We start from the raw sequence: 24,528 nt of genomic DNA, 5'->3' as shown, positions 1-24,528 counted from the left end.
CCTCGGTCTCAGTGTCCGGTCTTCGGGTTGTACGTCGCGGACTTCACCGGCATCTCGACGGTGATCGGCGAGGTTTTGGCAAAGTGCAGCTGGACGGAGATCTTCTCGCCCTCCCGCGGTCTGCGCTTGAGCTGCTCGAACATCAGATGGTCGCCGCCGCTCCGCAGGGCGAGTTCGCCGTGGGCCGGGATGTCCAGGCGCTCGGCCTCCTCCATGGTCTGTCCGACGGTCCTGTGCACGGTCACCTCGCCCGCGACCGAGCTGGTGACGCGGGTGAGTACGTCACCGGCGGCGCCCTTGTTGGTGATGACGAGGAACCCGGCGGCCATGGAGTCGGAGACCGGCTGGGGCATGTAGGCGGACCCGACGGACAGACCGGCGCCGGTGCTGTCGTCGTCGGACCCGGAGCCCGAACTCCCGCACCCCGTAAGGGCGAGCGCCCCGGCGAGCACCGCGCCCGTCGCGACGGACAACCGCCTCGTGGGCCTCACGGGTTCTGCCCCTTGATGATCTTGGGAAGGTCCTTGATGTAGTCGTCGACGGTGGCGTCCTCGCCGTAGAGGACATAGCCGCCGTCGGTCTTCGGGGAGAACGCGATGACCTGGGTGCCGTGCATCGAGATCGTCTTGCCGTTCTTGTCCTTCGACGTCGGCTCGATGGAGATGCCGAGGGTGCGGGCGCCCGCCTGGATGGTGGCGAAGTCGCCGGTGAGGCCGACCACCTGGGGGTCGATGCCCTTGAGCCACTTGCCGAGCGCGGCCGGGGTGTCCCGCTTCGGGTCGGTGGTGACGAACACGATGCGGAGCTTGTCCTGGTCGGTTCTGGAGAGCTGCTTCTTGGCGACGGCGATGTTGCTCATCGTCAGCGGGCAGACGTCGGGGCAGTTGGTGTAGCCGAAGTAGATGAGCGTGGGCCGGCCCTTGGTCTCCGCGCGGAAGTCGTACGGCTTGCCCTGGGTGTCGGTGAGGACCAGGTCGGGCTTCTCGAACGGCTGGTCGAGGACCGTGGCCGCCTTGTCCGAGCCGGCCTCGACGGAGACATCGGCGACGGACTGGCCGGAGTCGTCGCCGCTGCCGCAGGCGGAGAGGGTCAGGGTGGCCGCGACGAGCAGGGCGGACGCGGCGAACAGCTTCTTGCGCATAAGGAGAGTTCCCGAAGGTGTTGTTCGTGGAAGGTGCGATGCGCACCCGAGGGTGTACGGGACACCAGGGGGCGTACGGGGCAACCGCACGCCCCCCGGCGCGCACCGGAGGTGAGCGGGTGTCAGACGGTGGTGCGGCGGCGGCCGGCCACGCCGTACGCGACGCCCGCGACACCGACGACGATGCCCACGACGCCCAGCACGCGCGCGGTGGTGTCGCTGCTGTCGGCGGGCTCGGCGACGGTGGTCGTGGTCTTCGCGGCGGCCTGCTCGGCGGGCTCCGCGGAGGCCGCGGCGCCGCCGTGGTGGTCCTCGGTGGCGGCGGACAGCGCGAGCACCGGAGCGGGGTTGTCGGGCTCCTCGGCGCCGTCCTGCTGGACCTCGATCCAGCGGACGACCTCCTTGTTGGAGTACGTCTGGAGCGCCTTGAAGACGAGCTCGTCGGTGTCCTCGGGCAGCTGGCCGAGGGACAGCGGGAACTTCTGGAAGAAGCCGGCCTGGATGCCCTTGCCGTCGTCGGCGGTCCAGGTGACCTTGGAGACGGCCTCGGTGATCTTCTCGCCGTGCATTTCGAGGGGCTTGGCCAGCTTCGCCCTGGTGACCTTGGCGGTCCACCCGGGGATCACCTCCGGCATCACCGAGGCGAGCGGGTGCTCGGTCGGGAAGCTGACCTCCAGCTTGGTGGTCGAGGCGGTGTCGCGCTCGTTCGGCACCTTGAAGTTGACGGTCGCGTAGCCGCCCTTGGCGGCGGCGCCCTCGGCCGCCACGCTGACGTGCGCGAAGGCGGGGCCGGACAGGACGAGGACGGTGGCACCGGCGAGGACACCGGTGGCGGCGATACGGGAAACCCCCATGACGGAAGGCGCTCCACTTCGAGTGAGGTCCGACGGGCCGGAGAGGATCCGACAGGTCGGAGCGGAAGAGCGGGAGGGAGAGGGCGCGCGTGCGAAACGGTGCACACGCGCGCGTGCCGCACGACGGCGGCTCTTCCTCGGACTCGGACCCTCGGATCCGAAGACCCTGGGTACCCGATGGGGAGCGGTCGCGTCGTGTCAGGCGGCGAGCACGAACGGGGCGGCCGGCGGACCGCGCCGGATCACCGTGTGCTGGAGCTCGGCGGCGGCCGGCCCGAAGGGTACGAGGGTCCACGCACGCGGTGCGTGCGGTGCCGTACCGGGCGTACCCGGAAGGCCCGTACGGAGTGCGCGCGCCAGCGCGAGCGCCCCGCGCAGGGATCGTACGAGCGCCGTCTCGGCCACGCCGTGCGCCGACAGCCGCATCAGCCGCAGCAGGGCCAGGTCCCCGCGGCGCAGCAGCCAGCCGGTGGCGACGGCCGAGAGGACGTGACCGAGCAGCATGGGCAGCGTCGGCAGGAGGGAGGCCAGGGAGGTGACGGACCCGGCGGACGCGAGGGCGTCAGCCGGGTGGCTCATGGACCCCATGTCCATACCGCCGCCGCTACCGGTACCCGCCCCCGTGCCGCTCGTGCTGAGCCGCGCGTCGGCGAGGATCCGCTGTGCCTGGGCCGGACTGATCGCCGCGAGGGGCACCCCGCACAGCAGCCGGGCGGCCCGCGCGACCAGGTCGGCGTCCGTCGTGGAGGCCATCGCCGACGACGTGGTGTGCTGCCCCAGCCCGAACAGTGTGTGCAGGACGGTCTGGCCGACGGCCAGCAGGGCGACGATGCCCGCCAGCGAGCGGGTCCGTCCGGCGAGCGGTGCCGCGCACGCGAGGACCCCGAGGAAACCGGCGCCCAGGGTCCACAGCGGAACGGAGGCGCAGGAGGCGAGGGTGTGACCGGCGCCGGCCAGCACGACACAGACCGCGGAGAACACCGCGGCCCTCAGCATCCGGAAGGCACTTCCGGAGGGCGCTGTGCGCCGGCGGCGGGCAGTCATGGCGGGCTCATCATCGCACTGGCCCCACGCCACCCGGACGGCAGGTCCACAAGGTGGATTACAGCCGGTTACCACCAGGTAAAACCATGTACAACCGGAAGATCGCTTCTGTCAGTTGATGTACCGCATACACCGATTGAAGCCCGAGGCGCATCCCCCGTATGGGCGGCATCACGTCAACTGTGTGCTTACACACCGCCACCGGCGGCAATACGTACAGGTATGTCGAGCCGCGGCCTGGAGGCTGGAGCATGAGCATCTGGTGGTCACTCCATCTTCGGCGTGAGGCCGCGAGCGTTCCACTGGCCCGGCGCCTGCTGCTGGGCACCATGGAGACGGCGGGCGTCGACCCTGACATCTGTTTCGACCTCTCCGTCGCGCTCAGCGAGGCCTGTGCGAACGCAGTCGAGCACGGCGGGGACACCGGGCACGGCGACTCCCGCGGGGCCTATCGCGTCACCGCGTACCTCGACGGGGAGAAGTGCCGCATCGAGGTCGCCGACTCGGGGCCCGGTTTCCCGGCGAACCCGGCGGTCCCGGAGGCCCCGCGCCGGCCGGCGCCCATGGCCGCCGTCTCGTACGACGCGGAGAGCGGCCGGGGTCTGTCGCTGATCGAGGAACTCGCCGATCACGTCACCATCGGCAACAAGCCGGGCCGGGGCGGTGCGGTGGTCAGCTTCGACAAGATCCTCAAGTGGCAGAAGGACGCGCCGCTGATGGCGGTGTGACGGCCCGGGGAGCGGTCGGTCCGCAGCGGTGACCCACGCGTCGCGGAACCGCCGGCTTCAGGTTTCCCAAGCTTCACAGGCGGCTCTCAGCCCACGCCCATGTTCCTGACGGACGGCGTCCCTAATTTCCTGATCATGACGGGAAACCACAAGGACACATCCATCAGCCGGCGCCGCGCTCTCGCGGTGACCGGAGGCACGGTCGCCGCCGGCGGGCTCGTGGTCGCGGGCTACCAGTCGGCCTTCGCCGACGAGGCGACGACCGCGGCCACCGCCGACGCCACGGCGTCCGCCACGGCGAGCGGGAGCAGCGGCGCCTGCGTGCTCATGTCCAGCGTGACGGAGGGGCCGTACTACCTCGACAACGCGCTGGTGAGAAAGGACATCACCGAGGGCAAGTCCGGTGTCCCGCTGACCCTGCGCATCACCGTCCAGGACACCACCGAGTCCTGCGCCCCGGTCGCCGGCGCGGCCGTGGAGATCTGGCACTGCGACGCCTGGGGCTACTACTCCGGCTACACCACCGCCAACCCCGGCGGCTCGGCCCCCGCCGAGAGCGAGGACGGCTCCACCGCCGACGACAACACCTATCTGCGCGGCTACCAGATCGCCAACGCCAACGGGGTCGTCAAGTTCGAGACGATCTTCCCCGGCTGGTACACCCCGCGCACCTGCCACATCCACCTCAAGGTCCACACCGGCGGCCAGAAGGAGGACGGCACCTACGAGGGCGGCAAGGTCAACTACACCGGCCAGCTGTTCTTCCCCGACGACGCGGCCGAGGGCATCTTCGCCCTGGAGCCCTACGCGAAGCACTCCGGCAGCTACACCACCCTCGCCAACGACATGGTGTACGACGGCGGCGGCTCCACCAGCGGTCTGCTCACCCTGAAGCCGGTCCACAAGAAGGACGTCTCCAAGGGCTACAAGGGCTCCATCACCCTGGGCATCGACCCGGACGCCGAGAACACCGGCGCGGGCAGCGGCGGCGGAGGCGGCGGTACGCCCCCGAGCGGTGAGCCGCCGACGGACGCCCCGACCGACAGCGCCTCCCCATCCGCCTCGGCCTCCTCGTAGGCTGCGGCCATGAGCAGCCGTGAGGACGAGGCGCTGGCGCTGGCCGCCGTGGACGCGCTGACCGGGCAGCTGGCCCTGGCTCCCAAGCCGGGCCTGCCCGACCCGCGCGATCTCGACGCCCGCGCGACGCGCAGGGACCAACTCGCCCTGCGCTGGTCGGCCAAGGCGCTCGCGCCCGGCCTCGCGGCGATGGCCGCCGCGGCCCGCCGCACCGGCGAACCGACACCCGGACTCCGTACGGAACTGGGTGCGATCGGCCGGTCCACCGAGCACTCGGTGGCGCTCGCGGGCGGTGGCCACCGGGGTGCCCTGTGGGCGCTCGGCCTGCTGGTCGCGGCAGCCGCCCTGGACCCCCGGGCCAAGGCGCTCGACGTCGCCGCGGCGGCCAAGCGGATCGCCTCCCACCCCGACAAACGCGCCCCGCGCAGACCCTCCCGGGGCTCCTCGGTGTCCGCGAAGTACGGCGCGGCCGGCGCCCGGGGCGAGGCGAGGGCCGGATTCCCGCACGTACGGCGCGCGTTGGACGCCCTGGCCACCGCCCGTTCGACCGGCGCGACGGAGGCGGAGGCCCGGCTCGACGCCCTGCTGACCGTCATGTCGACGCTCCAGGACACCGAGTTGCTGTACACGGCGGGCCCACTCGGCCTGCGCCACGTCCAGGCGGGCGCCCGCGGAATCCTGGAGGCGGGCGGCACGTCCACGGAGGCGGGAGCCGCGGCACTGACCGCCTTCGACGACGACCTCCACACGCGCGCGTGGAGCCCCCGCGGCAGCGCCGGCCTCTTCGCGGGGGCTCTGTTCCTGGACTCCCTGCCGGTCAGCTCACTGACACGGGCTGCCTGACAGCCGCGCCCGCCGGTCCGGCGGCGGCCGCCTTCCGGGCCGCCGGCCCCATCGCGTACGACGCCACCAGCGTGACCCCGCCCAGCAGCAGCCAACCCGAGGTCCCCCAGCCCACCAGCAGCGTGGTGAGGACGAGGGGCCCCGCGGTACGGGCCACGGTGACGCCGGTGCCGAAGAAGCCCTGGTACTCGCCGACCCGGTCGGCCGGGGCAAGCTCGAACGACAGCTGCCAGGACCCCGCCGACTGCCCCATCTCGGCGACGACCTGAAGCACCGCGCCCACCACCAGGACACCGACGGCCACCCAGGGGCTCAGCCCCGCCGACAGGGCGAACACCGCGCACGCGGCGAGCATGACCCACCCGGAGCGCCGTACCGCGCGCGTGGCCGACGCGAGCCCCGACACCCCACGCGCCATCCGCACCTGGAACACCATCACGGCCCCGGTGTTGAGCACGAACAGCGCGGAGACGACCCAGGCCGGAGCGTCGGTCCGCTCCGTGATCCACAGCGGGATACCGAGGCTGAGCAGCGGCATGCGCAGCAGCAGCACGGTGTTGAGCAGGGTCACGACGACGTACGGCCGGTCGCGCAGCACACCGAGCCCCTGAGACTTCGTCAGGGCGACGGGCGCCACCGCCGGCAGCCGCAGCAGCAGTCCCGCGCACACCAGGAAACTCACCGCGTCCAGCGCGAACACCCCGAGATACGCCGCCCGTGTCCCGGCGTTCAGCGCGAGGCCGCCGAGCCCGGCGCCGACCGCCAGACCGGCGTTGAGCGTGGACTGGAGATGCGCGAGCAGCCGCGTCCGGTCCCCGGCGGTCACCAGCCCGGCGAGCAGCGCCTGCCGGGCCGCGGCGAGCCCCGACTGCGCGGAGGCGTAGGCACAGGCCGCGATCACGAACGGCACGAAGCCCCGCACGACGAGGAAGGACGCCACCGCGGCCCCCGTGGCGAGCGCCAGCAGTACGGCGGTCCCGCGCGCCCCACGCCGGTCGGCGAGCCGCCCGAGCGGCACCCCGACCAGCGAACCGACCGCCCAGGCGAGCGTCAGCCCGAGCCCCACGCGCGCGGGGGCGAGCCCGACGGCGTGGGTGAAGTAGAGGGCGGAGGTGACGTAGTACGCCCCGTCGCCGACCGAGTTGGTCAGCTGGGCCAGGGCGAGGACGCGCTGCGGGCCTACGGGCGGGACGAGGGAGTTGGTCATACAGACGACGTTAGAAGCACGGTGGACCGATGGGCAGGCCCAATAGTCACGCCCTTCTGTGGCCCAATTCCACCCCCCGTCCCGCCCTCGGCAACCCGCGCTCAGCCACCCTCCAGAACCCGCCCGAGCACCTCCAGCGCCTCCGGATACACCCGCTCCCGGGGCGTCCCGTACCCCACGACCAGCCCCTGCGCCCGACCCGCCGCCCCCGCGCCCGGCGCGTGCCAGTGCTCCCCGAGATGCCCGACCGCGAGCCCCGCCTCCTCGGCCCGCGCCAGGACCGCCGCCTCGTCGGCCACCTCCACCAGAGCGTGCAGCCCCGCCGCGATCCCGCGCACGTTCCGACGGGCGCCCAGCAGCTCGACGAGCCGGTCCCGGCGACGCCGGTACCGCAGACGGCACGCGCGCACGTGCCGGTCGTACGCGTGGCTGGTGATCAGTTCGGCGAGGGCCAGCTGGCCGATGGTCTCGGTGTGGTGGTCACTGTGCAGCTTGGCGTCGGCGACCGCGTCGACGAGGTGGGGCGGCAGCACCATCCAGCCGAGGCGAAGGGCTGGCCCGAGCGTCTTGGAGGCGGTGCCGATATAGGCGACCTGCCCCGGGGCCATCCCCTGAAGAGCGCCGACGGGCTGTCTGTCGTACCGGAACTCCCCGTCGTAGTCGTCCTCGACGATCAGCCCGTCACGCGCGCGTGCCCAGTCGGTGAGCGCCCGGCGCCGCTCCGGGTGCAGGGTCACGCCGGTCGGGTACTGATGGGCAGGCGTGACGACGACAGCCGAGACCCCGTGCAGGGCGGCCAGCTCCTCGACACGGGCGCCGCGCTCGTCGACACCCACCGGTACGACCCGTCCGCCGGCCCGCCGTACGACCTCCCGGTGGAAGGGCAGCCCCGGGTCCTCCATGGCGATCGTGGCACCGTCCAGCACACGCGTGAGGAGCGCGAGCCCCTGCACGTACCCCGAGGTGATCACGATCCGCTCGGGCGGCGCGAGCACCCCGCGGGCCCGCCCCAGGTAGGCGGACAGTGCCGTCCGCAGCTCGATCCGGCCGCGCGGATCGCCGTAGTCGTACGCCAGGGAGGGCGCCGTCGCCATGGCCCGGCGCAGCGCCCGCAGCCAGGCGTCCGCCGGGAACGTCCCGACGTCCGGGCTGCCGGGCCGCAGATCGAACCGGGGCACACGCGCGCGTGCGTGTGCCTCCGGCGGTCCGGCGTCCACAGCGGGCAGCGCGGCGACCTGGGTACCGGCCCCCTGCCGGGCGGTGAGATAGCCCTCGGCGACGAGCTGGTCGTAGGCCGCCTTCACGGTCCCCCGCGAGACCCCCAACTCGTCGGCAAGCCGCCGAGTGGCGGGCAGCAGAGCCCCGGGCGCGAGCCGCCCGTCGCGCACGGCGTCGCGCAGGGCACGCTCGAGCCCCGCCCGACGACCGTCGGAAGGGTCTGCTTCCAGATGCAGGTCCACACCGACGCCGGTAGGGGCGCGGGGCCGTGACATGTGCGGCTCCGCCGCGTGGGCGCGCTCAGCCACGAACCACCCGCAACCAAAAGATCAGCTCTTCAGGGAAGCCATCCATGCCTCAACTTCATCAGACCGGCGAGGCAGTCCGGCGGACAGATTCCGGTTGCCACTGTCGGTCACCAGGATGTCGTCCTCGATCCGTACCCCGATACCCCGATACTCCACAGGCACGGTCAGATCATCGGCCTGGAAATACAACCCGGGCTCAACCGTCAGCACCATCCCCGGCTCCAACGTCCCGTCGACATAGGACTCCACCCGCGCCGCAGCACAGTCGTGAACGTCCATGCCGAGCATGTGCCCGGTGCCGTGCAGCGTCCACCTCCGCTGCAACCCCAGCTCCAGCACCCGCTCCACGGGCCCCTCGACAAGCCCCCACGCCACGATCCGCTCGGCCAGCACCCGCTGCGCGGCGTCGTGGAAGTCCCGGTACTTGCCGCCAGGCTTCACCGCGGCGATCCCGGCCTCCTGAGCGTCGTACACCGCGTCGTAGATCTTCTTCTGGATCTCGGTGTACGTGCCGTTGACCGGCAGCGTCCGGGTGACGTCGGCCGTGTAGTACGTGTGTGTCTCGACGCCCGCGTCCAGCAGCAGCAGCTCACCGGAGCGCACGGCCCCGTCGTTGCGCACCCAGTGCAGCGTGCACGCGTGCGGGCCGGCGGCGCAGATGGAGCCGTAGCCGACGTCGTTGCCCTCCACCCGCGCGCGGAGGAAGAAGGTCCCTTCGATGTACCGCTCGGAGGTCGCCTCGGCCTTGTCGAGGACCTTCACCACGTCCTCGAACCCGCGCACCGTCGAGTCGACGGCCTTCTGCAGCTCACCGATCTCGAACTCGTCCTTGACCAGCCGCGCCTCGGACAGGAAGACGCGCAGTTCGTCGTCGCGCTCGGCGGTGACCTTGTCGGTCAGCGCTGCCTCGATACCGGCGTCGAACCCGCGTACGACCCGTACCGGCCCGGTGGCCTCCGTCAGCGCGCCGGCCAGCTCGCGGACGTCCGACGCCGGGATGCCGTACACCTGTTCGGCCTCGGTGAGCGAGTACCGACGGCCGACCCACAGCTCACCCTGCCCGGAGAGCCAGAACTCACCGTTCTCGCGGTCGGAGCGCGGGAGGAGATAGATCGTCGCCCTGTGACCGTCGACGACCGGTTCCAGGACGAGGACGCCGTCCTCCGTCTGGTTGCCGGTCAGGTACGCGTACTCGACCGACGCGCGGAAGGGGTACTCCGTGTCGTTCGAACGCGTCTTCAGATTGCCCGCGGGGATCACCAGGCGTTCGCCCGGGAAACGCGCGGAGAGCGCGGCGCGGCGGGCGGCGGTGCGACCGGCCTGCGCGATGGGCTCCAGGCCCGTCAGCTCGGTGTCGGCCCAGCCGGACTTCATGTTCTCGGCAAGCTCGTCGGAGACGCCCGGGTACAGGCCGTTCTTCCGCTGCTTGATCGGCTCTTCGGGCTCGGTCTCAGTTTCCGGGGTCACCGGATTGAGCTCGTCCGCCACGGTCATCCTCCTAGATACGGCACTGGACCCCGTCCATCGTACGGTCGTACGGGACGGGGCCCAGAGGCGCGAAGGGCGACCGGCCGGGTGTCCGGCGGTTCACTCGAACCGCGCCGACAGCAGTACGACGTCCTCCTGACCGTCCGACGCGTCCAGCTCGTCCGGCAGCATGCTCCGCAGGACGTGGTCCGCGATGGCGCCCGGATCGTCCCGCAGCTGCCTGGGCACGCTCGCCGCCGCCGCGTGCAGCCGGGAGAAGGCCCGGTCCACGGGTTCGCCGGTACGGTGCAACAGCCCGTCGGTGTAGAGCAGAACCGTCTCTCCGGGCTCGGTACGGAACTCCACGCTGGGTGCCTCCCAGCAGGCGAGCATCCCGAGCGGCGCCGACACGGTGGTCTCCACGAACTCCGTGCGCCGCTCGCCGATCACCAGTGGGGGGCAGTGCCCGGCGCCGGCCAGCGTGACCTTGCGCAGCGCGGGCTCGCAGTACGCGAACAGGGCGGTGGCGCAACGGGCGGGCTCGGTGAGCCTCAGCAGCAGCTCCAGGTCGGAGAGGACCGCCACCGGGTCCTCGCCCTCCATCACGGCGTACGCGCGCAGGGAGGCCCGCAGCCGGCCCATCGCGGCGACCGCGCTGGGCCCGGAGCCGGTCACCGCGCCCACGGCCAGGCCGAGGGCCGCGTCGGGGAGCGGCAGCGCGTCGTACCAGTCGCCGCCGCCACGCGGGCCGGTGCGGTGCCGGGCGGCGAGCTGGACGCCGGCCGTCCGGGGCAGCCGGGCGGGCAGCAGTTCCTCGGAGATCGTCCGCACGCACGCGCGCGTGCGCTCCACCTCGACCAGCCGGGCCAGGTGCTCGGTCGCGAACCGCGCGTACAGGCCGACGAGGTGACGCTGGCGTTCGACCGGCTCCGCGGGCTCGTCGTACAGCCAGACGGCCGCGCCGAGGCGGCCCGCGGACTCGGTGGACAGGGGGAGCGAGTAGCTCGCCCCGTAGCCGAGGCGGGCGGCCACCTCGCGGTGGCGGGGGTCGAGACCGTCCTCGGCGAGGAGGTCCGGGTGTGTGATTTCGCTCTCCCCGCCGGGCAGCCCGGCGGCCGTGTCGAGAAGCCGGCCGTACGGCATCGCGCCGCGCGGGATCGTCTCGATGTGCCCGAGGTCCGCGCGGGCAAGCCCCAGGCCAAGGGTGGTGTCGGGGCCCAGGCCGTCACCGGGTTCCAGGACGACGAGACCGCGCCGGGCGCCCACGAGAGCGGCTCCGGCGAGCAACAGCTCCTGGAGCGCGTCGGCGAGTGACGCCGTGCGGGCCAGCCGTTCGGTGAGCTCGTGCAGCGTTGTGAGGTCGGACACCCAGCCGGCGAGGCGGTCCTGAAGGAGGATGCCGGGGCCGTTCGGGCAGGTCAGCGCGGGTGTGTCTGCTGGGGTGTCCGTGGATACGGGCGCGGGCGCAACAGTGTGTGCGGGCGAGGGAACCGTGGCATCGATTCCAGCCACTTTCGGGAGGTGAGGGGCGTTCATGGCGTCCGGCCTTCCGACCGGCGCTTATTGCTCATTAGCATCGCAAACCCCCATGTGATTCTGCGCCGCTAGCAGTGTCTCCACATGTACACGCACTCGTGAGGGGATGTCCAGCATTGTCCTGCCGGGATTCCTGGTGTCCATGGGTTTGCCGGGGTCCCCTTGCGGAAATGTGAAGTTGGCTTAAAACTGACTCGGGTAGCGGGTTATTGCGGTCGACTGGCCTGGTTCGACGGAGCGTCACAGCGGTCTTGATGGGTACGTTCTCGGTGAAGACCAGGGGTGGTTGTGGAACCTCCCGGAACCTGGCGACGGACCCGGGCGTCTTAACCATCGACGACCGTGCCCCATCCTCCCTTGGCGGAGGCGGAGAGAACACGCGGGACAGCAAAACGCCAGACTCCGCCACCCCGCGCCATGCCCATGCTTTAGATGAACGCTGTATGGATGCGGACGTAACCACCGCTCGGCGCTCGGCGCACAACAGGGGGGCTGCCCCTTGTCTCCCACAGGTTGGGATGCGCCAGAAGGTACGCACAGTGAAGTGATCTGCACATGATGTGATGTGGCCCACGGTGTTGCCAGGCGTGCAACGGAAAGGAACGAGCGCTCATGCGCGAGATCCTCGGAAGGCTCGGAAGGCGACGCAGGCTCCTGTCCCGGCGTGACGGCGGGAAGCCTGAGGTGCTCGGCGCGGCTCTGACGTTCGCGACCGGATGGCAGTGGCCCGTACTCCCGGGCGTGGCACCGGATCCACAGGGGCGCGCCCGTTGTGGCTGCCCCGATCCGGAGTGCACGGTCCCCGGCGCTCACCCGTTCGACCCCGGCCTGCTCGCGGCCACCACTGACGAGCGCATGGTGCGCTGGTGGTGGACGAACCGGCCGACGGCGCCCATCATCCTCGCGACCGGCGGCACGGCCCCGTGCGCGGTGAGCCTGCCGGCCCCGGCCGCGGCCCGCGCGCTCAAGGCCCTGGACAGCAAGGGCATGCGCCTGGGTCCGGTCGTGGCGGCGCCCACCCGCTGGTCGCTGCTCGTGAAGCCGTACACGATGGAACAGCTGGGCGAACTGCTGTACGCGCAGGACTTCGTCCCCGGCTCCCTCCGCTTCCACAGCGAGGGCGGCTACATCGCGCTGCCCCCGTCCGAGACCGGCCAGGGCCAGATCCGCTGGGAGCGCGCACCGCTGCCCGGCTCTGCCTCGCCCTGGGTACCCGATGTCGAGGCCGTGGTGGACGCCGTGGTCGAGGCGCTCACTCGTACGGGTGTGAGCGCGCCCGAGTTGTAGGGGTGTCGGGCGCGCGGGCAACCGGGCGCCCGTCCCCTGTCGTTATCTTCACCTCCATGAACCTCCGTCTGCTCGCGCTCTCGGGCGTCGTGGCGCTCACGGTCGCCCTGCCGCTGGCCGTGGCGTCCGCGGGGCCCGTGGGCGACGCGGACCGCGACGCCCTCCTTTCCCCGCTGCCGGACAAGGGCCCTCAGGAGGGCTCCGGGGACGGCAAGGCGCGAGAGACCGCCGATCCTCCCGCCGATCCCGCCGGTTCCCCGCTGCTGCTGGGCCTGGGGCTCGCCACGGCCGCCCGCTGCGGTCCCGAACTCACCTCCCCCGACGGCATCGAGGCACAGACCTGTGTCCTGTCGCAGGGGGAGGAGACCTGGGCGCGCACCTACTACCGCAACGCGACCGGCCGCGCGCTCACGTCCGTCCTGAGCCTCATGGGGCCGGGCGCCCACACCGTGCAGCTGCGGTGCGCGGTGGGCGCGGAGGACGAGCCGGGGGTGTGCGAGACACCCAGGGAGCGCACGATGGGCGAGCCGGGGGCGTACACGGCGGTCGCGGAGTTCGCGGCGGGGAATTCGGCGGGGGACGCGCCGGGGGCGACGGACCTCGGAGAGAGCCCGCTGCTGCTGCGATCGGGGAGCAACTCCGGGGCGCTTGACGGGAGTTGACGCGCGGCACGGTTCCGTACAGAACACCGTGCGGATCGCCGGGCACAGAAAGACCCGGTTGCTGGCGACGGGGGATGCACCAGCAACCGGGCTACTGCAACGCTAACAAGAGATCGGCGGTTCGCAAATTCGAACTTGGCTATTCGGACACCAATTCCGCTGATCTCACAGGGAGTTGTGACAGGAGTCACCCCGGTCGGAGCAGGCGGATCCGACTGCGCGTCAGCTGAGAGTCACCTGTCGGTTGGTCAGTCCGCCGCGGGCGCGGCGCTCGTCCGGGGTGAGAGGGGCGTCCGAGGCCAGGGCGGTGGCGAGACGGTCGGCGAACTCGGCGGCCGGCTTCTCGACGTCCTCCGCGGTGACGCCGGTCGGCAGGTCCCAGACCGGGACGGTGAGGCCGTGCGCCCGGAAGGAACCCACCAGGCGGGTGCCCTCGCCCAGGCTGGACTGCCCGGCCGCGTGCAGCCGGGAAAGGGCGTCGAGCAGCTGCTCCTCGCCGTGCGGCATCACCCAGCGCAGATGGTTCTTGTCCGGGGTCTCGCACCAGTACGCGGCGTCGACGCCCGTCAGCTTCACGGTCGGGATGGCGGCGTCGTTCGCCCGCTCCAGGGACGCGGTGACGTCCGCCGTGGCGTTCTGCGCGTCCGGGACCCAGAACTCGAAGCCCGTGTGCACAACTGGCTCGAACGCGCCTTCGGGGTCGAGCAGGTCCTGCAGTCGCGGACCCTCCGCCGGGGCGCGGCGGCCCTGGACGGGCGTACCGGGCTCTGCGGCGAGCGCGCGCCGGAGGGTGTCGGCGAGGTCGCGGCTGATGTCGCCGGACGCCGTGTCGTTCTGCAGGCCGAGCAGGACCGAGCCGTCGTCGCGGCGCAGGGCGGGCCAGGCCATCGGCAGGACCGTCGCAAGTGTGACCGAGGGAACGCCCTCGGGAAGGCCGCCCTTCAGGGTCAGCTCCACGGTGGCGGCGGGGACCAGCTCGCGCAGGGCCACCCAGTCGCCCTCGCCGGGCAGGCCCTCGAAGGGCCGGTGCACCAGTTCGGTCACCGCGTGCGCGGCGGCCCGGCCATGGCAGGCCTTGTAGCGCCGGCCACTGTTGCAGGGGCAGGGCTCGCGGGCGCCGACGACCGGAAAGTCTCCGTCAGCGCCTCCGGTGCGGGCCCGGTCGGACAGCTGAGGCCGCGAGGCCTTCGTCTGGGGTCGCTTCTTGGCCATCGTGGGTGTCTCCCGGTTACGGCTCGTCTCGTACTGGCGCGAGCCTAGCCGCTCGTACGACGGCCGACGGGACCCTGTGGACAACGGACCGCACGTCGGCGGCCGGACCTGTGCACGCGTCCGGCCGTCGGCGTGCCGTCAGTCCATGTCGTCGAACGCGTCCGCGAAGTCCAGCTCGGGTATCGCGGACATCGAGCGCGCCGTGACGCGGGTGGCGAAGTCGGTACGCCGGTGGCCCGCGTCCGGGTCGTGGACGTCGTCGTTGACGACGACCCACACCGTGACCTCGCCGCGGGTGTCGTCGCGGACACCCCAGTCGTCGGCCAGCGCCGTGATGATGTTCAGCCCGCGACCACCGTGTGCCGTCACCGAGGGGGTCGCCGGAACCGGGCGGGTGGGACCGCCGCCGTCCGTCACCTCGACGATGAGTCTGCCGCCGCTGTCCACACGCCACGCGGCCCGGACGTCGCCGTCACCGGCCAGGGCCTCGCCCAGTGGCCGACCGTGTTTGCACGCATTGCTCAAGAGTTCGGACAGGATCAACACCGCGTCGTCGATGACCGATTCCGACACGCCACCCGTGCGCAACTGCTCGCGCATCCGGTGTCTTGCTCTCCCCACGCCCGCAGGGCCATGGGGAACGGCCATGCTCGACGACGTGGGCACCTCCTGTGCCACCACCAACGCCACCCCCGAGACCTCCTTTGCCCCACGCCACGGTGTGAATGCCCCTTTGGCCTGTACCGGAAACCGTCCGTTCCGCCTTCTATGACGCACTCACGGTGATCGAACACGGAGCGAACGCGCCGGTGCACTCCCTGTGACCGAGTGGCCGGATTTCGACGGTATGGCCGAAGGTGGAGGTTCCCTCACCGGGACCGCCAGGTCAAGAGTCCTGGCACGAACCGGAGTCGGAGTCGGGTAAGAGGCCGGCCCGCGACCGGGGGGTTCCGGAGTGGTGGGAGCGCGGCTGGTCAGCGGCCCAGTTGCCGCAGGACCGCGCCCGGACGGTTGGTGATGATGGCGTCGATGCCGAGGTCGACGCAGCGGCCGACGTCCTCCGGCTCGTTCACGGTCCAGACGTGCACCTGGTGACCGGCGCGTTTCAGCCGCTCGATGTACGCCGGATGACTGCGCACGATCCGCATCGAGGGGCCCGCGATCCCGACTCCGGCGGGCAGCCGTCCGTCGCGCAGCCGGGGCGAGAGGAACTGGTTCAGATAGACCGTCGGCAGCGTCGGTGAGGCGGCCCGGACGCGGTGCAGCGAGCGCGCCGAGAAACTCATCACCCGTACCTGTGAATCGGCCGGGGACTCCGGGGCGTCCAGCCCGAACCGCTTGAGCAGGAACAGGAGCCGCTCCTCGACCTGGCCCGCCCATCGCGTGGGGTGCTTCGTCTCGATGGCCAGCTCCACCCGCCGCCCGGCGTCCGCGACGAGTTCGAGCAGCCGCTCAAGGGTGAGTACGGAGGTGTCCTCACGGTCCTCCGGGCGGTGCTCCCAGTCGGGGGCCTCGTCGCCGTTCTTCCAGGAGCCGAAGTCCAGGGCGGCGAGGTCGGCGAGCTCCAGGGCGGAGACCGCGCCGCGGCCGTTGGACGTACGGTTGACGCGTCGGTCGTGGACGCAGACGAGATGGCCGTCCGCGGTCAGCCGTACATCGCACTCCAGGGCGTCGGCGCCGGCCTCGATCGCCTTCTTGTAGGCGGCCAGTGTGTGCTCGGGCGCCTCTTCGGAGGCTCCGCGGTGGGCGACGACCTGGATCGGGTGCTGTCGTGCGTGGGTCACCGAGTCATGGTGTCACCGTCGGGGGGCAGCCGTGACGAAGTGGGCACCCCGCGCGCGTAACAGATGTGTATGTTTGTGTGACTTGTCAGATATAAAGGATGATCCCGGACCCACAGGCACCGCTTATGGTGCCCTGACGTCCCGTGGGAAAAGCTGGCGGCATACAAAAGGACACGCACAGCTGAAACGTACCGACCGCGTACCCGTGTAAACGGGTACCCACATAGGTGATCGGACGTGACCAAGTGCGACCGACCAGGACAGCCGTGGATCGAGGAGACAGAGCTGTGAGCACCGAGAACGAGGGCACTGTGGTACCCCCGGCCCCGTCCGCACCTCCCGTGCCGGTGGAAACTCCTGCTGCCTCCCCGCAGGCCACCGCGCACGAGGCCCCGACGGCTCCGCTCCCGCCGGTGCCTTCGAGCGCCCCGGGCACCCCGGAACCGGCGTACGCGGACCAGGTGCCGGCGTACGCGTCGGCGGGAGCGCCGGAGGCAGGACAGGGCGCCTGGCCGCCGCCCCCGCCGCCGGTGACACCGTCGTACATGGACGGCGGAGGCGGCGGCGACACGGGCACGCCCTGGGGCGCCGCGTACGACCAGCAGCCGAAGCCGAAGCCGAAGTCCGGGCGCGGCGGGCTGTTCGCGGCCGTGCTGGTGGCCGCGCTGGTCGCGGGCGGCCTGGGCGGCGGCCTCGGCTACACGCTGGCCAAGGACAACGACGACTCCACCACGTCGACGACGGTCTCCGCCGCACAGCAGAGCGGCGGCGACCTCAAGCGCGACGCGGGCACGGTCGCGGGCGTCGCCGCCAAGGCGCTGCCGAGCACGGTCACCATCGAGGCCGAGAGCTCCAGCGGCGAGGGCGGCACGGGTACGGGCTTCGTCTTCGACACCCAGGGCCACATCGTCACCAACAACCACGTCGTCGCGGACGCGGTCGACGGCGGCAAGCTGACGGCCACCTTCCCCGACGGCAAGAAGTACGACGCCGAGATCGTCGGCCACGCACAGGGCTACGACGTGGCGGTCATCAAGCTCAAGAACGCCCCGTCGGACCTCCAGCCGCTCGCCCTCGGCGACTCCGACAAGGTGGCCGTCGGCGACTCGACGATCGCGATCGGCGCCCCCTTCGGCCTCTCCAACACGGTGACCACGGGCATCATCAGCGCCAAGAACCGCCCGGTGGCCTCCAGCGACGGCAGCGCCAGCAGCAAGGCGTCGTACATGAGCGCCCTCCAGACCGACGCGTCGATCAACCCGGGCAACTCCGGCGGCCCGCTGCTCGACGCGGCGGGCAACGTCATCGGCATCAACTCGGCGATCCAGTCCTCCAGCAGCGGCGGCCTGAGCACCGGCCAGTCCGGGTCGATCGGCCTGGGCTTCGCCATCCCGATCAACCAGGCCAAGTACGTCGCCCAGCAGCTGATCAAGACCGGCAAGCCGGTCTACGCGAAGATCGGCGCCTCGGTCACCCTGACCGAGGGCACGGGCGGCGCGCAGATCAGCCAGAAGGGCACGGACGCCGCCGACCCCGTCGAGTCGGGCGGCCCGGCCGCCGCGGCCGGCCTGAAGCCCGGCGACGTCATCACCAAGCTCGACGACCACGTGATCGACAGCGGCCCGACCCTGATCGGCGAGATCTGGACCCACAAGCCCGGCGACAAGGTCCAGATCACCTACGAACGCGACGGCAAGTCAAAGACGGTCGAACTGACCCTGGGCTCCCGCGAGGGCGACAGCTGACCCACGCGCGCAGGTGGAGACCCGTTACTCTTGTCCCGCGCCGAGCTGATCAGGCCCGGCGCGGGGAAGCGTGCCCGAGCGGCCTAAGGGAACGGTCTTGAAAACCGTCGTGGCAGCGATGTCACCGTGAGTTCGAATCTCACCGCTTCCGCCAGGTGGGAGAGTGTGCAGGTCAGATGGGGTGTCTCTCGGTGAGGGGCACCCCATCTGCGTTCACCCTGTCTCACCCTGACTCGCCTGTATCCCATCTTTGACCAGTACGTATGGGCCATCTGTGGGCCAGGAACCGGGCCTACTCGTCATCGGCCAGACCCCGGGTGATCAGTTGATTGGAGCGTCCCTGATCCCCCTCCAAGATCTTGGCGTAGAAGTAGAAGCGGTAGACCACCGCGATGCTGTGTCCCGCCCGCGCCGCGACCTCTGCGGGGGCCACCCCTGATTTGGTCCAGAGGGAGACGCCGGCGTGCCGCAGCGAGTAGGGCACATCGGCGAGCCGTTACTTCCCTCGCGGCGAAGAGCTTGCTGACGAGCTTCGGGAATCGGGGCTCAGCGACGTGCAGCTGTTCGGAATCGAGGGTCCGGCATGGTCGCTCGTGAAGGCGGTTGAACAACAGCCGGGGGACGGGCCCACAGACGACCTGATCGCGTCCGCCATGACGGCCGCGCGGATGGCTGAGCCGTACCCTGAGCTGCTCGCCGCAAGCTCTCAGCTACTCGCAGTGGGACGGGCGCCCGCCGACGCCAACGGCTGACGCTTCACACCACGATCAGAGGGCTGTGGGCCATGTGTGGGCCAGTCGCCCGCCGGCGATGCCGGAACGGCGCTCCCTCTCAGGTCAGGCGGGGTTTGTTCCTGATTCCGCGACGCTCTTGAGGGCCGCCGTGCTCCACGTGCGCTGCGCGGACATCGTCCGAGCAGCGGTCCACAGCGATCGCCCCACCCGGCTTCCCACCACAACTGCACTCCAGGTTGTACACCCGACTACCACCCTGGTTGCAGGCGCAGTTGAACCCTTGGGTGGACGAGAAGGAACGGCCCCTGCAGCTAGCTTTTCCATGCACTCAGGGAACATCGCCTCGGGCGGGCTCCAACGCAGCCGGGTGGGACAGGCTCATCGGGCAGGCGATCGTGGCTGATGCCTGGATGCGGTGCATGGGGACGTTCTCGTCACACTTTCACCTTCAGGAGACGGTCATGGCTCGAAGATTCTCGTTCAGAGGCACCCGGAAGAAGGTCGCGGTCGCGGTCGCGACCGCCGCCGCCGCAGGGCTGGTCATGGGCTTCTCCGGCCAGGCTCAGGCCGCGACCCACGGATGCGGCCACCTGATCGTCAACCTGCACGGAACCGCCCCGGCGTCGTCGATCTGCGCCGATGGCGCCACTCCCGGCTCTGTGTCGCCGAACGTCAGCGTCCTGTGCGCGTCGGGGGCGCTGCGGATCTACCAGAACGGCGGCCTTGGCGGATACTCCATCTGCTTCGCGGGAACCGGCACCGCGGACATGACCAACTACACCATGCCAAACGGCAATAACTGGAACGACCGGGCGAGCAGCGCCCGCACGGGTTCCCATTACGTGGTGTTCTGGAGCGACACTGCGGAGCGTGGCCGCGCGGACAGCGTTGCCCGCACGAACTACACCTTCGCATTCGACAGCAGTTCGGCGGTCGGCAACGACGCATTGTCGTCGATCAACGTCTACTAGCCAGGTGCCGACGCATGACCTTCAGGTGACTGCCGTCGCGCCCGTTGAGCGGATCCATGGGCCACCTGTGGGCCAGCGGGACAGCTGAGAGCGGCCAGGACGACGTTCGAGCAGGTCACATGGGGTGTAGGCGCGGCGAGAGCGACGCTCTTGGAACCGTCGTGGCAGCGATGTCACCGTAGGTTCGCATCTCACCGCTTCCGCGGTTGTTCAGTGCGTGAGCCGATCAGGAGGGGTGCCCCGACACCGGGGCGCCCCTCCCGCGTGTCCGCTCCCGGGCCGGCAGCCCCGCCCCGGGGATCACCCCCGCCGCCCCGTCATCCGCGCCGCCGAAGCAATCGTCGCCCGCGCCTCCCGTTCCGTAAGCCCCGTCTGTACGGCCGCCTCGACCAAGGGGGCCAACAGGGCCGGCCCGAGGTCGTTCTCGTACGCGCGGCAGGCCGCCCAGAAGAGGCGGGTGTTGCGTTGGCCCTCGTGGGCCGCGAGGACGAACTGGACCAGGCCCTGGCCGTGTTCGCCCGGTGTGGGGGACGCGGAGTGGTGTGTGCGGGGTGGCGGGAGCAGGAGGCGCAGGAGGGACGGTGGGCAGAGGGCCGGGGTCAGGTGGGCCGTGCCGGGGGCGGTGCCGTAGACGCCGTGTTCGGTGCGGGAACCGGGGCCGACGAGGTAGCCGCCGGCCCCTCTGATGTCGATGCCGGGGGCCAGCCGGCTCGCCGAGTTGGGGACCACGGCGTCCGGGGGGCCGGTCAGCCACAGGTGGCGGCCGCCGGACGGGGTCAGGACGACCACCGTCTCGGGGATCGTGAAGAGGTGGCGCAGGGCCAGTTCGCGCAGGGCCGCTGAGGAGTCCGTGCCCGACTTGGTGTCCAGGTCGATGCCGATGAGGTGGTGCGGGGGCAGGCCGCAGGCGATGCCGTAGCCGGTGGCCCAGGGGGCGGCGGCGAAGAGTTCGCGGATGCGGGGCGGGTCGGTCGAGGCGTCGTACACGCCGTGGCCCATGCCTCCGCACTCGCCGTGGCACGGGGACGGGACCGGGTCGTCGCGGTGGGGGGAGCGCAGGGCCGGGAGTTTCGCCCGGGACAGGGGGATGACGGCCAGGCCGCGTTCGGCGGCTGACAGGGCGTGGGCGAGGGCCAGCGTCGTGGCCTGCCGGTCTGTGGTGGCCATGCCTCCATGTTCGTACGTATGTTCGAAAAAGGGAAGGGTGCGCGGCCCGCCGGAGTCGTTTTGGTGGAATGGCTGGAAATGCGCTGGAACGATTCGCCCCTTGCGCCCCTCGGGTTTCATCGTGGCGGCTTGGCGTGAATCGTCCCCATCGGCCTGACCTGCTACTTCGGTGATGCGAGGAGGGTTTATCGACTTGTCATCACGCTTCAGGGGGAATAACCGGTTCCGGGATGGTTCGCCGGGGATTCGGTGGGCAATTCTGATCTCGCGACGCAGTGCACAGCGGCGATACAGCACCGAGGCGGGTGGCCAACTGCCTTGGGGCTGGAGGTAGTTCACGCATCACACGTACTTCGTGCGGTCCGGCACTGGAGCCGGGGCGTACATGTTCTGGAGGAACAGACATGGCAAGCATCCGTACCGCCCGCGTTCTCGCCGCCGTCTCGGCTCTGCCGCTCGCCGTCGCGCTCTTCAGCGGCGTCGCGACGGCGGACAACGGCGCCTTCGCGGACGACGGATCGAACTCGGCTGTCGCCGGCATCATCGGCAGCGGCGTGGGCGGAAACAACAACGGCAACTCGTCCACCTCGCAGCAACAGGCGGTCGGCTCCGGCGCCTCGAACCAGAACAACACGGCACAGGTGAACGGCTCCGCCTTCACGGCCATCGACCAGTCCAACGCGGTCGTCAACTTCACCAACCTCTGGTGAGCCGTGGGCCGACGGGGGTGTGGGTCCCCGGCGGTCCTGAACTCCCTTGTGGGGAGCGCTTCATGGGGTGGTAACGCGTCTGCGCGGCGGCACGTGATTCGTGCCGCCGCGCAGACGTTTCCGGGCCCTTGACACCCTTCATTATCTGACGGACAGTCAGAAACCGTGACCCACCTACCCAGTTATCAGCCCGGGGACCGGCCCGGTCATCGGCTCGGTGATCCGCCCGGCGGGCAACTCGCCGAGCAGCTCGCCGCGTTCGAAGGGCGCCCCGCCGTCAGCGGCGGTGTCGGCAAGGATCCCGTCAACGAGCCGATGATCCGGCACTGGTGCGAGGCGCTGGGCGACACGAGTGCGGCGTACGCCGGCCCGGACGCCGTCGCGCCGCCCGCCATGCTCCAGGTGTGGACCATGGGCGGCCTCTCCGGGAATCCGGGCCGCTCGGCCGCGTACGAGGAACTGCTCGCCCTGCTCGACGGGGCGGGCTGCACCTCGGTCGTGGCCACCGACTGCGAGCAGGAGTATCTGCGGCCCCTGCGGCCGGGGGACCGGGTCACCTTCGACTCGGTTGTCGAGTCCGTCGCCGGGCCCAAGACCACCAAGCTCGGCACCGGGTACTTCGTCACGACCCGGACGGATGTACGAGTGGACGGTGAGCCGGTGGGCACCCACCGGTTCCGGATCCTGAAGTACGCGCCGGTACGCGCCTACGCCCCCTCGCGCGCCCCTGAGGCAGGTGAGACATCTGCGGGGCAGAAACCGCAGGCCGCCCCCGCCCCCACCCCCACGCGCCCCCGGCCGGTCATCAACCGCGACAACGCCGGATTCTGGGACGGGGTCGACCGCCACCGGCTCCTCATCCAACGGTGTCTCGGGTGTCGTACCCTCCGTTTCCCCTGGCTGCCGGGGTGCAACGCCTGCGGCGACGGCGAGTGGGACACCGTCGAGGCGTCCGGCGACGGCACCGTCTTCTCGTACGTCGTCCTGCACCACCCGCCCTTCCCGGCCTTCGACCCGCCCTACGCGGTCGGGCTGATCGAGCTCGCCGAGGGCGTCAGGATCGTCAGCAACGTGGTGGGCGTGCCGTACGACAAGGTGCGGATCGGGATGCCGGTGCGGCTGGAGTTCGTCCGGTACGAGGAGGGGCAGCCGGCGCTTCCGGTGTTCCGGGGCGACCTTCCCGCGGAGGTGCGCGGATGAGGGCCGGGGACGAGCTGCCGCCGCTGGAGATCGCGGTCACGCGCACGCTGATCGTCGCCGGGGCGATCGCGTCCCGTGACTTCCAGGACGTGCACCACGACGCCGAGTCGGCGCGGGCGAAGGGGTCCCCCGACATCTTCATGAACATCCTCACGACGAACGGGCTGGTGGGACGGTACGTCACCGACTGTTTCGGGCCAACCGCGGTACTGCGCAAGCTCGCCATCCGCCTCGGCGCCCCCAACTACCCCGGCGACACCATGGTGTTGACCGGCCGCGTCGAGGAGGTCGACGGCGACACGGCCGTCGTACGCGTCCTCGGGGCGAACGGGATCGGCCGGCACGTGTCCGGAACGGTGACCGTCTCCGTACCTCCATCCGTATCCCCATCGGCCTCGGGAGGCACCCTGTGACCCTGCACGCGCGGGACGACCTCGGTGGCCGTGCGGCCATCGTCGGTATCGGGGCCACCGAGTTCTCCAAGGACTCGGGGCGCAGTGAGCTGCGGCTGGCCGTGGAGGCGGTGCGGGCCGCGCTCGACGACGCCGGGCTGACGCCGGCCGACGTGGACGGCATGGTCACGTTCACGATGGACACCAGCCCGGAGATCACCGTCGCGCAGGCCGCCGGGATCGGGGAGCTGTCCTTCTTCTCCCGGGTCCACTACGGCGGGGGCGCCGCCTGCGCGACCGTGCAGCAGGCCGCGCTCGCCGTCGCGGTCGGCGTGGCCGAGGTCGTCGTCTGCTACCGGGCCTTCAACGAGCGGTCCGGGCGGCGGTTCGGGTCGGGAGTGCAGCGGCGGGAGCCGTCGGCCGAAGGGGTGGCGCTCGGCTGGTCGCTGCCGTTCGGGCTGCTCACGCCCGCCTCCTGGGTGGCGATGGCGGCACAGCGGTACCTGTACGCGTACGGCCTGTCGGCGGAGGCGTTCGGGCAGGTCGCCGTCCGTGGCCGGAAGTACGCGGCGACCAATCCGGCCGCCTGGTTCCACGGCCGGCCCATCACCCTCGCCGACCACGCGGCCTCACGCTGGATCGCCGAGCCCCTGCGGCTGCTGGACTGCTGCCAGGAGACGGACGGCGGCCAGGCGGTCGTCGTCACCTCCGTCGAACGGGCGCGCGAGTTGCGGCAGTCGCCCGTCGTCGTCGCGGCGGCGGCCCAGGGCGCCGGCCGCGCACAGGAGCAGATGACCAGCTTCTACCGCGACGACCTCACCGGGCTCCCGGAGATGGGTGTGGTGGCCCGTCAGCTGTGGCGGACCGCCGGGGTGGGCCCGGCCGACATCGACGTCGCCATCCTGTACGACCACTTCACGCCGTTCGTGCTGATGCAGCTGGAGGAGTTCGGCTTCTGCGCACCGGGTGAGGCGGCGGATTTCGTCGCGGCCGAGGGGCTGCCCCTGAACACACACGGGGGTCAGCTCGGGGAGGCGTACCTGCACGGCATGAACGGCATCGCGGAGGCCGTACGACAACTGCGCGGGACCTCCGTCAACCAGGTGCCGGGCGCGGGAACAGCACTGGTCACGGCGGGTACAGGGGTGCCGACGTCGGGGCTGGTGCTGGCCGCCGCCGGGTGAGCGCGACCTCCGGGCCGGCCACCGGGCCCGCGGCTCCTCCTCCTACCGGAGGAGCAG

General features: G+C 71.1%; 24 protein-coding genes, 1 tRNA gene and 1 pseudogene. 13 read left to right on the top strand and 13 right to left on the bottom strand.

Features of this window, described 5'->3' with window-relative positions:
• Positions 1 to 8: 8 nt before the first annotated feature.
• The 4 genes from ACW4TU_RS21935 to ACW4TU_RS21920 form a co-directional block, all read right to left on the bottom strand.
• Positions 9 to 491 (bottom strand): copper chaperone PCu(A)C, encoded by a 483-nt coding sequence (locus ACW4TU_RS21935; RefSeq protein WP_457415994.1) that lies wholly within the window; start codon positions 489 to 491, stop codon positions 9 to 11.
• Positions 488 to 1,141, bottom strand: coding sequence for an SCO family protein (locus tag ACW4TU_RS21930; RefSeq protein WP_457415992.1), 654 nt, complete (start codon positions 1,139 to 1,141; stop codon positions 488 to 490). The genes ACW4TU_RS21935 and ACW4TU_RS21930 overlap by 4 nt, the downstream gene beginning before the upstream one ends.
• 122 nt (positions 1,142 to 1,263) lie before the next feature.
• Positions 1,264 to 1,995, bottom strand: coding sequence for a YcnI family copper-binding membrane protein (locus ACW4TU_RS21925; RefSeq protein WP_457429938.1), 732 nt, complete (start codon positions 1,993 to 1,995; stop codon positions 1,264 to 1,266).
• A gap of 198 nt (positions 1,996 to 2,193) precedes the next feature.
• Positions 2,194 to 3,039 (bottom strand): hypothetical protein, encoded by an 846-nt coding sequence (locus ACW4TU_RS21920; RefSeq protein WP_457429936.1) that lies wholly within the window; start codon positions 3,037 to 3,039, stop codon positions 2,194 to 2,196.
• 251 nt (positions 3,040 to 3,290) lie between these two features.
• Here ACW4TU_RS21920 and ACW4TU_RS21915 point away from each other — a divergent pair, with 251 nt between their 5' ends.
• The 3 genes from ACW4TU_RS21915 to ACW4TU_RS21905 all read left to right on the top strand — a co-directional run bounded on the left by ACW4TU_RS21915 (position 3,291) and on the right by ACW4TU_RS21905 (position 5,687).
• Positions 3,291 to 3,767: an ATP-binding protein gene (locus tag ACW4TU_RS21915; protein WP_457429934.1), complete on the top strand. Its 477-nt coding sequence runs from the start codon at positions 3,291 to 3,293 to the stop codon at positions 3,765 to 3,767.
• Positions 3,768 to 3,902: 135 nt separating this feature from the next.
• Entirely contained in the window at positions 3,903 to 4,844 is a 942-nt protein-coding gene (locus ACW4TU_RS21910; protein WP_457429933.1) for an intradiol ring-cleavage dioxygenase, read from the top strand.
• Positions 4,845 to 4,853: 9 nt separating this feature from the next.
• A complete protein-coding gene (locus ACW4TU_RS21905) occupies positions 4,854 to 5,687 on the top strand; it encodes a triphosphoribosyl-dephospho-CoA synthase (RefSeq protein WP_457429932.1) in 834 nt (277 codons plus the stop codon).
• On the opposite strand, the gene ACW4TU_RS21900 is transcribed toward ACW4TU_RS21905, so the two are convergent.
• The 4 genes from ACW4TU_RS21900 to ACW4TU_RS21885 all read right to left on the bottom strand — a co-directional run bounded on the left by ACW4TU_RS21900 (position 5,662) and on the right by ACW4TU_RS21885 (position 11,423).
• On the bottom strand, positions 5,662 to 6,894 hold the full coding sequence (locus ACW4TU_RS21900; RefSeq protein ID WP_457429930.1) for an MFS transporter: 1,233 nt from the start codon (positions 6,892 to 6,894) through the stop codon (positions 5,662 to 5,664). The two genes, ACW4TU_RS21905 and ACW4TU_RS21900, sit on opposite strands and share 26 nt — an antisense overlap.
• Positions 6,895 to 6,995: 101 nt before the next feature.
• The gene (gene pdxR / locus ACW4TU_RS21895; protein WP_457429929.1) at positions 6,996 to 8,387 is read right to left on the bottom strand and encodes a MocR-like pyridoxine biosynthesis transcription factor PdxR; all 1,392 of its coding nucleotides are present in this window, start codon (positions 8,385 to 8,387) and stop codon (positions 6,996 to 6,998) included.
• A gap of 54 nt (positions 8,388 to 8,441) precedes the next feature.
• Positions 8,442 to 9,908, bottom strand: a complete 1,467-nt coding sequence (locus tag ACW4TU_RS21890) for an aminopeptidase P family protein (RefSeq protein WP_457429927.1) — start codon at positions 9,906 to 9,908, stop codon at positions 8,442 to 8,444.
• 99 nt (positions 9,909 to 10,007) lie between these two features.
• The gene (locus tag ACW4TU_RS21885; protein WP_457429925.1) at positions 10,008 to 11,423 is read right to left on the bottom strand and encodes a PP2C family protein-serine/threonine phosphatase; all 1,416 of its coding nucleotides are present in this window, start codon (positions 11,421 to 11,423) and stop codon (positions 10,008 to 10,010) included.
• A gap of 612 nt (positions 11,424 to 12,035) precedes the next feature.
• Here ACW4TU_RS21885 and ACW4TU_RS21880 point away from each other — a divergent pair.
• Both ACW4TU_RS21880 and ACW4TU_RS21875 read left to right on the top strand, forming a co-directional pair.
• Positions 12,036 to 12,710 (top strand): bifunctional DNA primase/polymerase, encoded by a 675-nt coding sequence (locus ACW4TU_RS21880; protein ID WP_457429923.1) that lies wholly within the window; start codon positions 12,036 to 12,038, stop codon positions 12,708 to 12,710.
• A gap of 56 nt (positions 12,711 to 12,766) precedes the next feature.
• Complete coding sequence (locus ACW4TU_RS21875; protein ID WP_457429922.1) at positions 12,767 to 13,372, top strand: hypothetical protein; 606 nt, start codon at positions 12,767 to 12,769, stop codon at positions 13,370 to 13,372.
• A gap of 222 nt (positions 13,373 to 13,594) precedes the next feature.
• Here ACW4TU_RS21875 and ACW4TU_RS21870 read toward each other — a convergent pair whose 3' ends face one another.
• The 3 genes from ACW4TU_RS21870 to ACW4TU_RS21860 form a co-directional block, all read right to left on the bottom strand.
• A complete protein-coding gene (locus ACW4TU_RS21870) occupies positions 13,595 to 14,584 on the bottom strand; it encodes a DUF5926 family protein (protein ID WP_457429920.1) in 990 nt (329 codons plus the stop codon).
• Between the two features lie 138 nt (positions 14,585 to 14,722).
• Positions 14,723 to 15,361 (bottom strand): ATP-binding protein, encoded by a 639-nt coding sequence (locus ACW4TU_RS21865; protein ID WP_457429918.1) that lies wholly within the window; start codon positions 15,359 to 15,361, stop codon positions 14,723 to 14,725.
• Positions 15,362 to 15,558: 197 nt separating this feature from the next.
• The gene (locus ACW4TU_RS21860) at positions 15,559 to 16,368 is read right to left on the bottom strand and encodes a glycerophosphodiester phosphodiesterase (RefSeq protein WP_457429916.1); all 810 of its coding nucleotides are present in this window, start codon (positions 16,366 to 16,368) and stop codon (positions 15,559 to 15,561) included.
• Positions 16,369 to 16,655: 287 nt separating this feature from the next.
• On the opposite strand from ACW4TU_RS21860, the gene ACW4TU_RS21855 reads away from it, so the two are divergent.
• Positions 16,656 to 18,113: a S1C family serine protease gene (locus ACW4TU_RS21855; protein WP_457429914.1), complete on the top strand. Its 1,458-nt coding sequence runs from the start codon at positions 16,656 to 16,658 to the stop codon at positions 18,111 to 18,113.
• A 64-nt stretch (positions 18,114 to 18,177) separates the two neighbouring features.
• Positions 18,178 to 18,267: transfer RNA gene (locus tag ACW4TU_RS21850), tRNA-Ser, on the top strand.
• 138 nt (positions 18,268 to 18,405) lie between these two features.
• On the opposite strand, the gene ACW4TU_RS21845 is transcribed toward ACW4TU_RS21850, so the two are convergent.
• On the bottom strand, positions 18,406 to 18,597 hold the full coding sequence (locus tag ACW4TU_RS21845; RefSeq protein WP_457429912.1) for a site-specific integrase: 192 nt from the start codon (positions 18,595 to 18,597) through the stop codon (positions 18,406 to 18,408).
• Positions 18,598 to 18,610: 13 nt separating this feature from the next.
• Here ACW4TU_RS21845 and ACW4TU_RS21840 point away from each other — a divergent pair.
• Positions 18,611 to 18,865, top strand: a pseudogene (locus tag ACW4TU_RS21840) (SAM-dependent methyltransferase); the annotation flags it as partial.
• Positions 18,866 to 19,308: 443 nt separating this feature from the next.
• Positions 19,309 to 19,818 carry a hypothetical protein gene (locus tag ACW4TU_RS21835; RefSeq protein WP_457429910.1) on the top strand — a complete coding sequence of 170 codons (510 nt, stop codon included), beginning with the start codon at positions 19,309 to 19,311 and terminating at the stop codon, positions 19,816 to 19,818.
• Between the two features lie 300 nt (positions 19,819 to 20,118).
• Here ACW4TU_RS21835 and ACW4TU_RS21830 read toward each other — a convergent pair whose 3' ends face one another.
• The gene (locus ACW4TU_RS21830) at positions 20,119 to 20,985 is read right to left on the bottom strand and encodes a bifunctional DNA primase/polymerase (RefSeq protein ID WP_457429908.1); all 867 of its coding nucleotides are present in this window, start codon (positions 20,983 to 20,985) and stop codon (positions 20,119 to 20,121) included.
• A gap of 404 nt (positions 20,986 to 21,389) precedes the next feature.
• Between ACW4TU_RS21830 and ACW4TU_RS21825 the strand changes: the two genes are divergently transcribed.
• The 4 genes from ACW4TU_RS21825 (at position 21,390) to ACW4TU_RS21810 (ending at position 24,471) form a co-directional block, all read left to right on the top strand.
• Positions 21,390 to 21,695 (top strand): hypothetical protein, encoded by a 306-nt coding sequence (locus ACW4TU_RS21825; protein WP_457429905.1) that lies wholly within the window; start codon positions 21,390 to 21,392, stop codon positions 21,693 to 21,695.
• 165 nt (positions 21,696 to 21,860) lie between these two features.
• Positions 21,861 to 22,895 (top strand): bifunctional MaoC family dehydratase N-terminal/OB-fold nucleic acid binding domain-containing protein, encoded by a 1,035-nt coding sequence (locus ACW4TU_RS21820; RefSeq protein ID WP_457429904.1) that lies wholly within the window; start codon positions 21,861 to 21,863, stop codon positions 22,893 to 22,895.
• Positions 22,892 to 23,308, top strand: coding sequence for a MaoC family dehydratase (locus ACW4TU_RS21815; RefSeq protein ID WP_457429902.1), 417 nt, complete (start codon positions 22,892 to 22,894; stop codon positions 23,306 to 23,308). Before ACW4TU_RS21820 ends, ACW4TU_RS21815 begins: the two co-directional genes overlap by 4 nt.
• Positions 23,305 to 24,471, top strand: coding sequence for a lipid-transfer protein (locus ACW4TU_RS21810; RefSeq protein WP_457429900.1), 1,167 nt, complete (start codon positions 23,305 to 23,307; stop codon positions 24,469 to 24,471). Before ACW4TU_RS21815 ends, ACW4TU_RS21810 begins: the two co-directional genes overlap by 4 nt.
• Positions 24,472 to 24,528 lie beyond the last annotated feature (57 nt).

This window comes from Streptomyces kryoterrae, from assembly GCF_054072135.1.
Note: the sequence above shows the minus strand (reverse complement) of the source record. Positions and strands in the feature narration are given on the sequence as shown.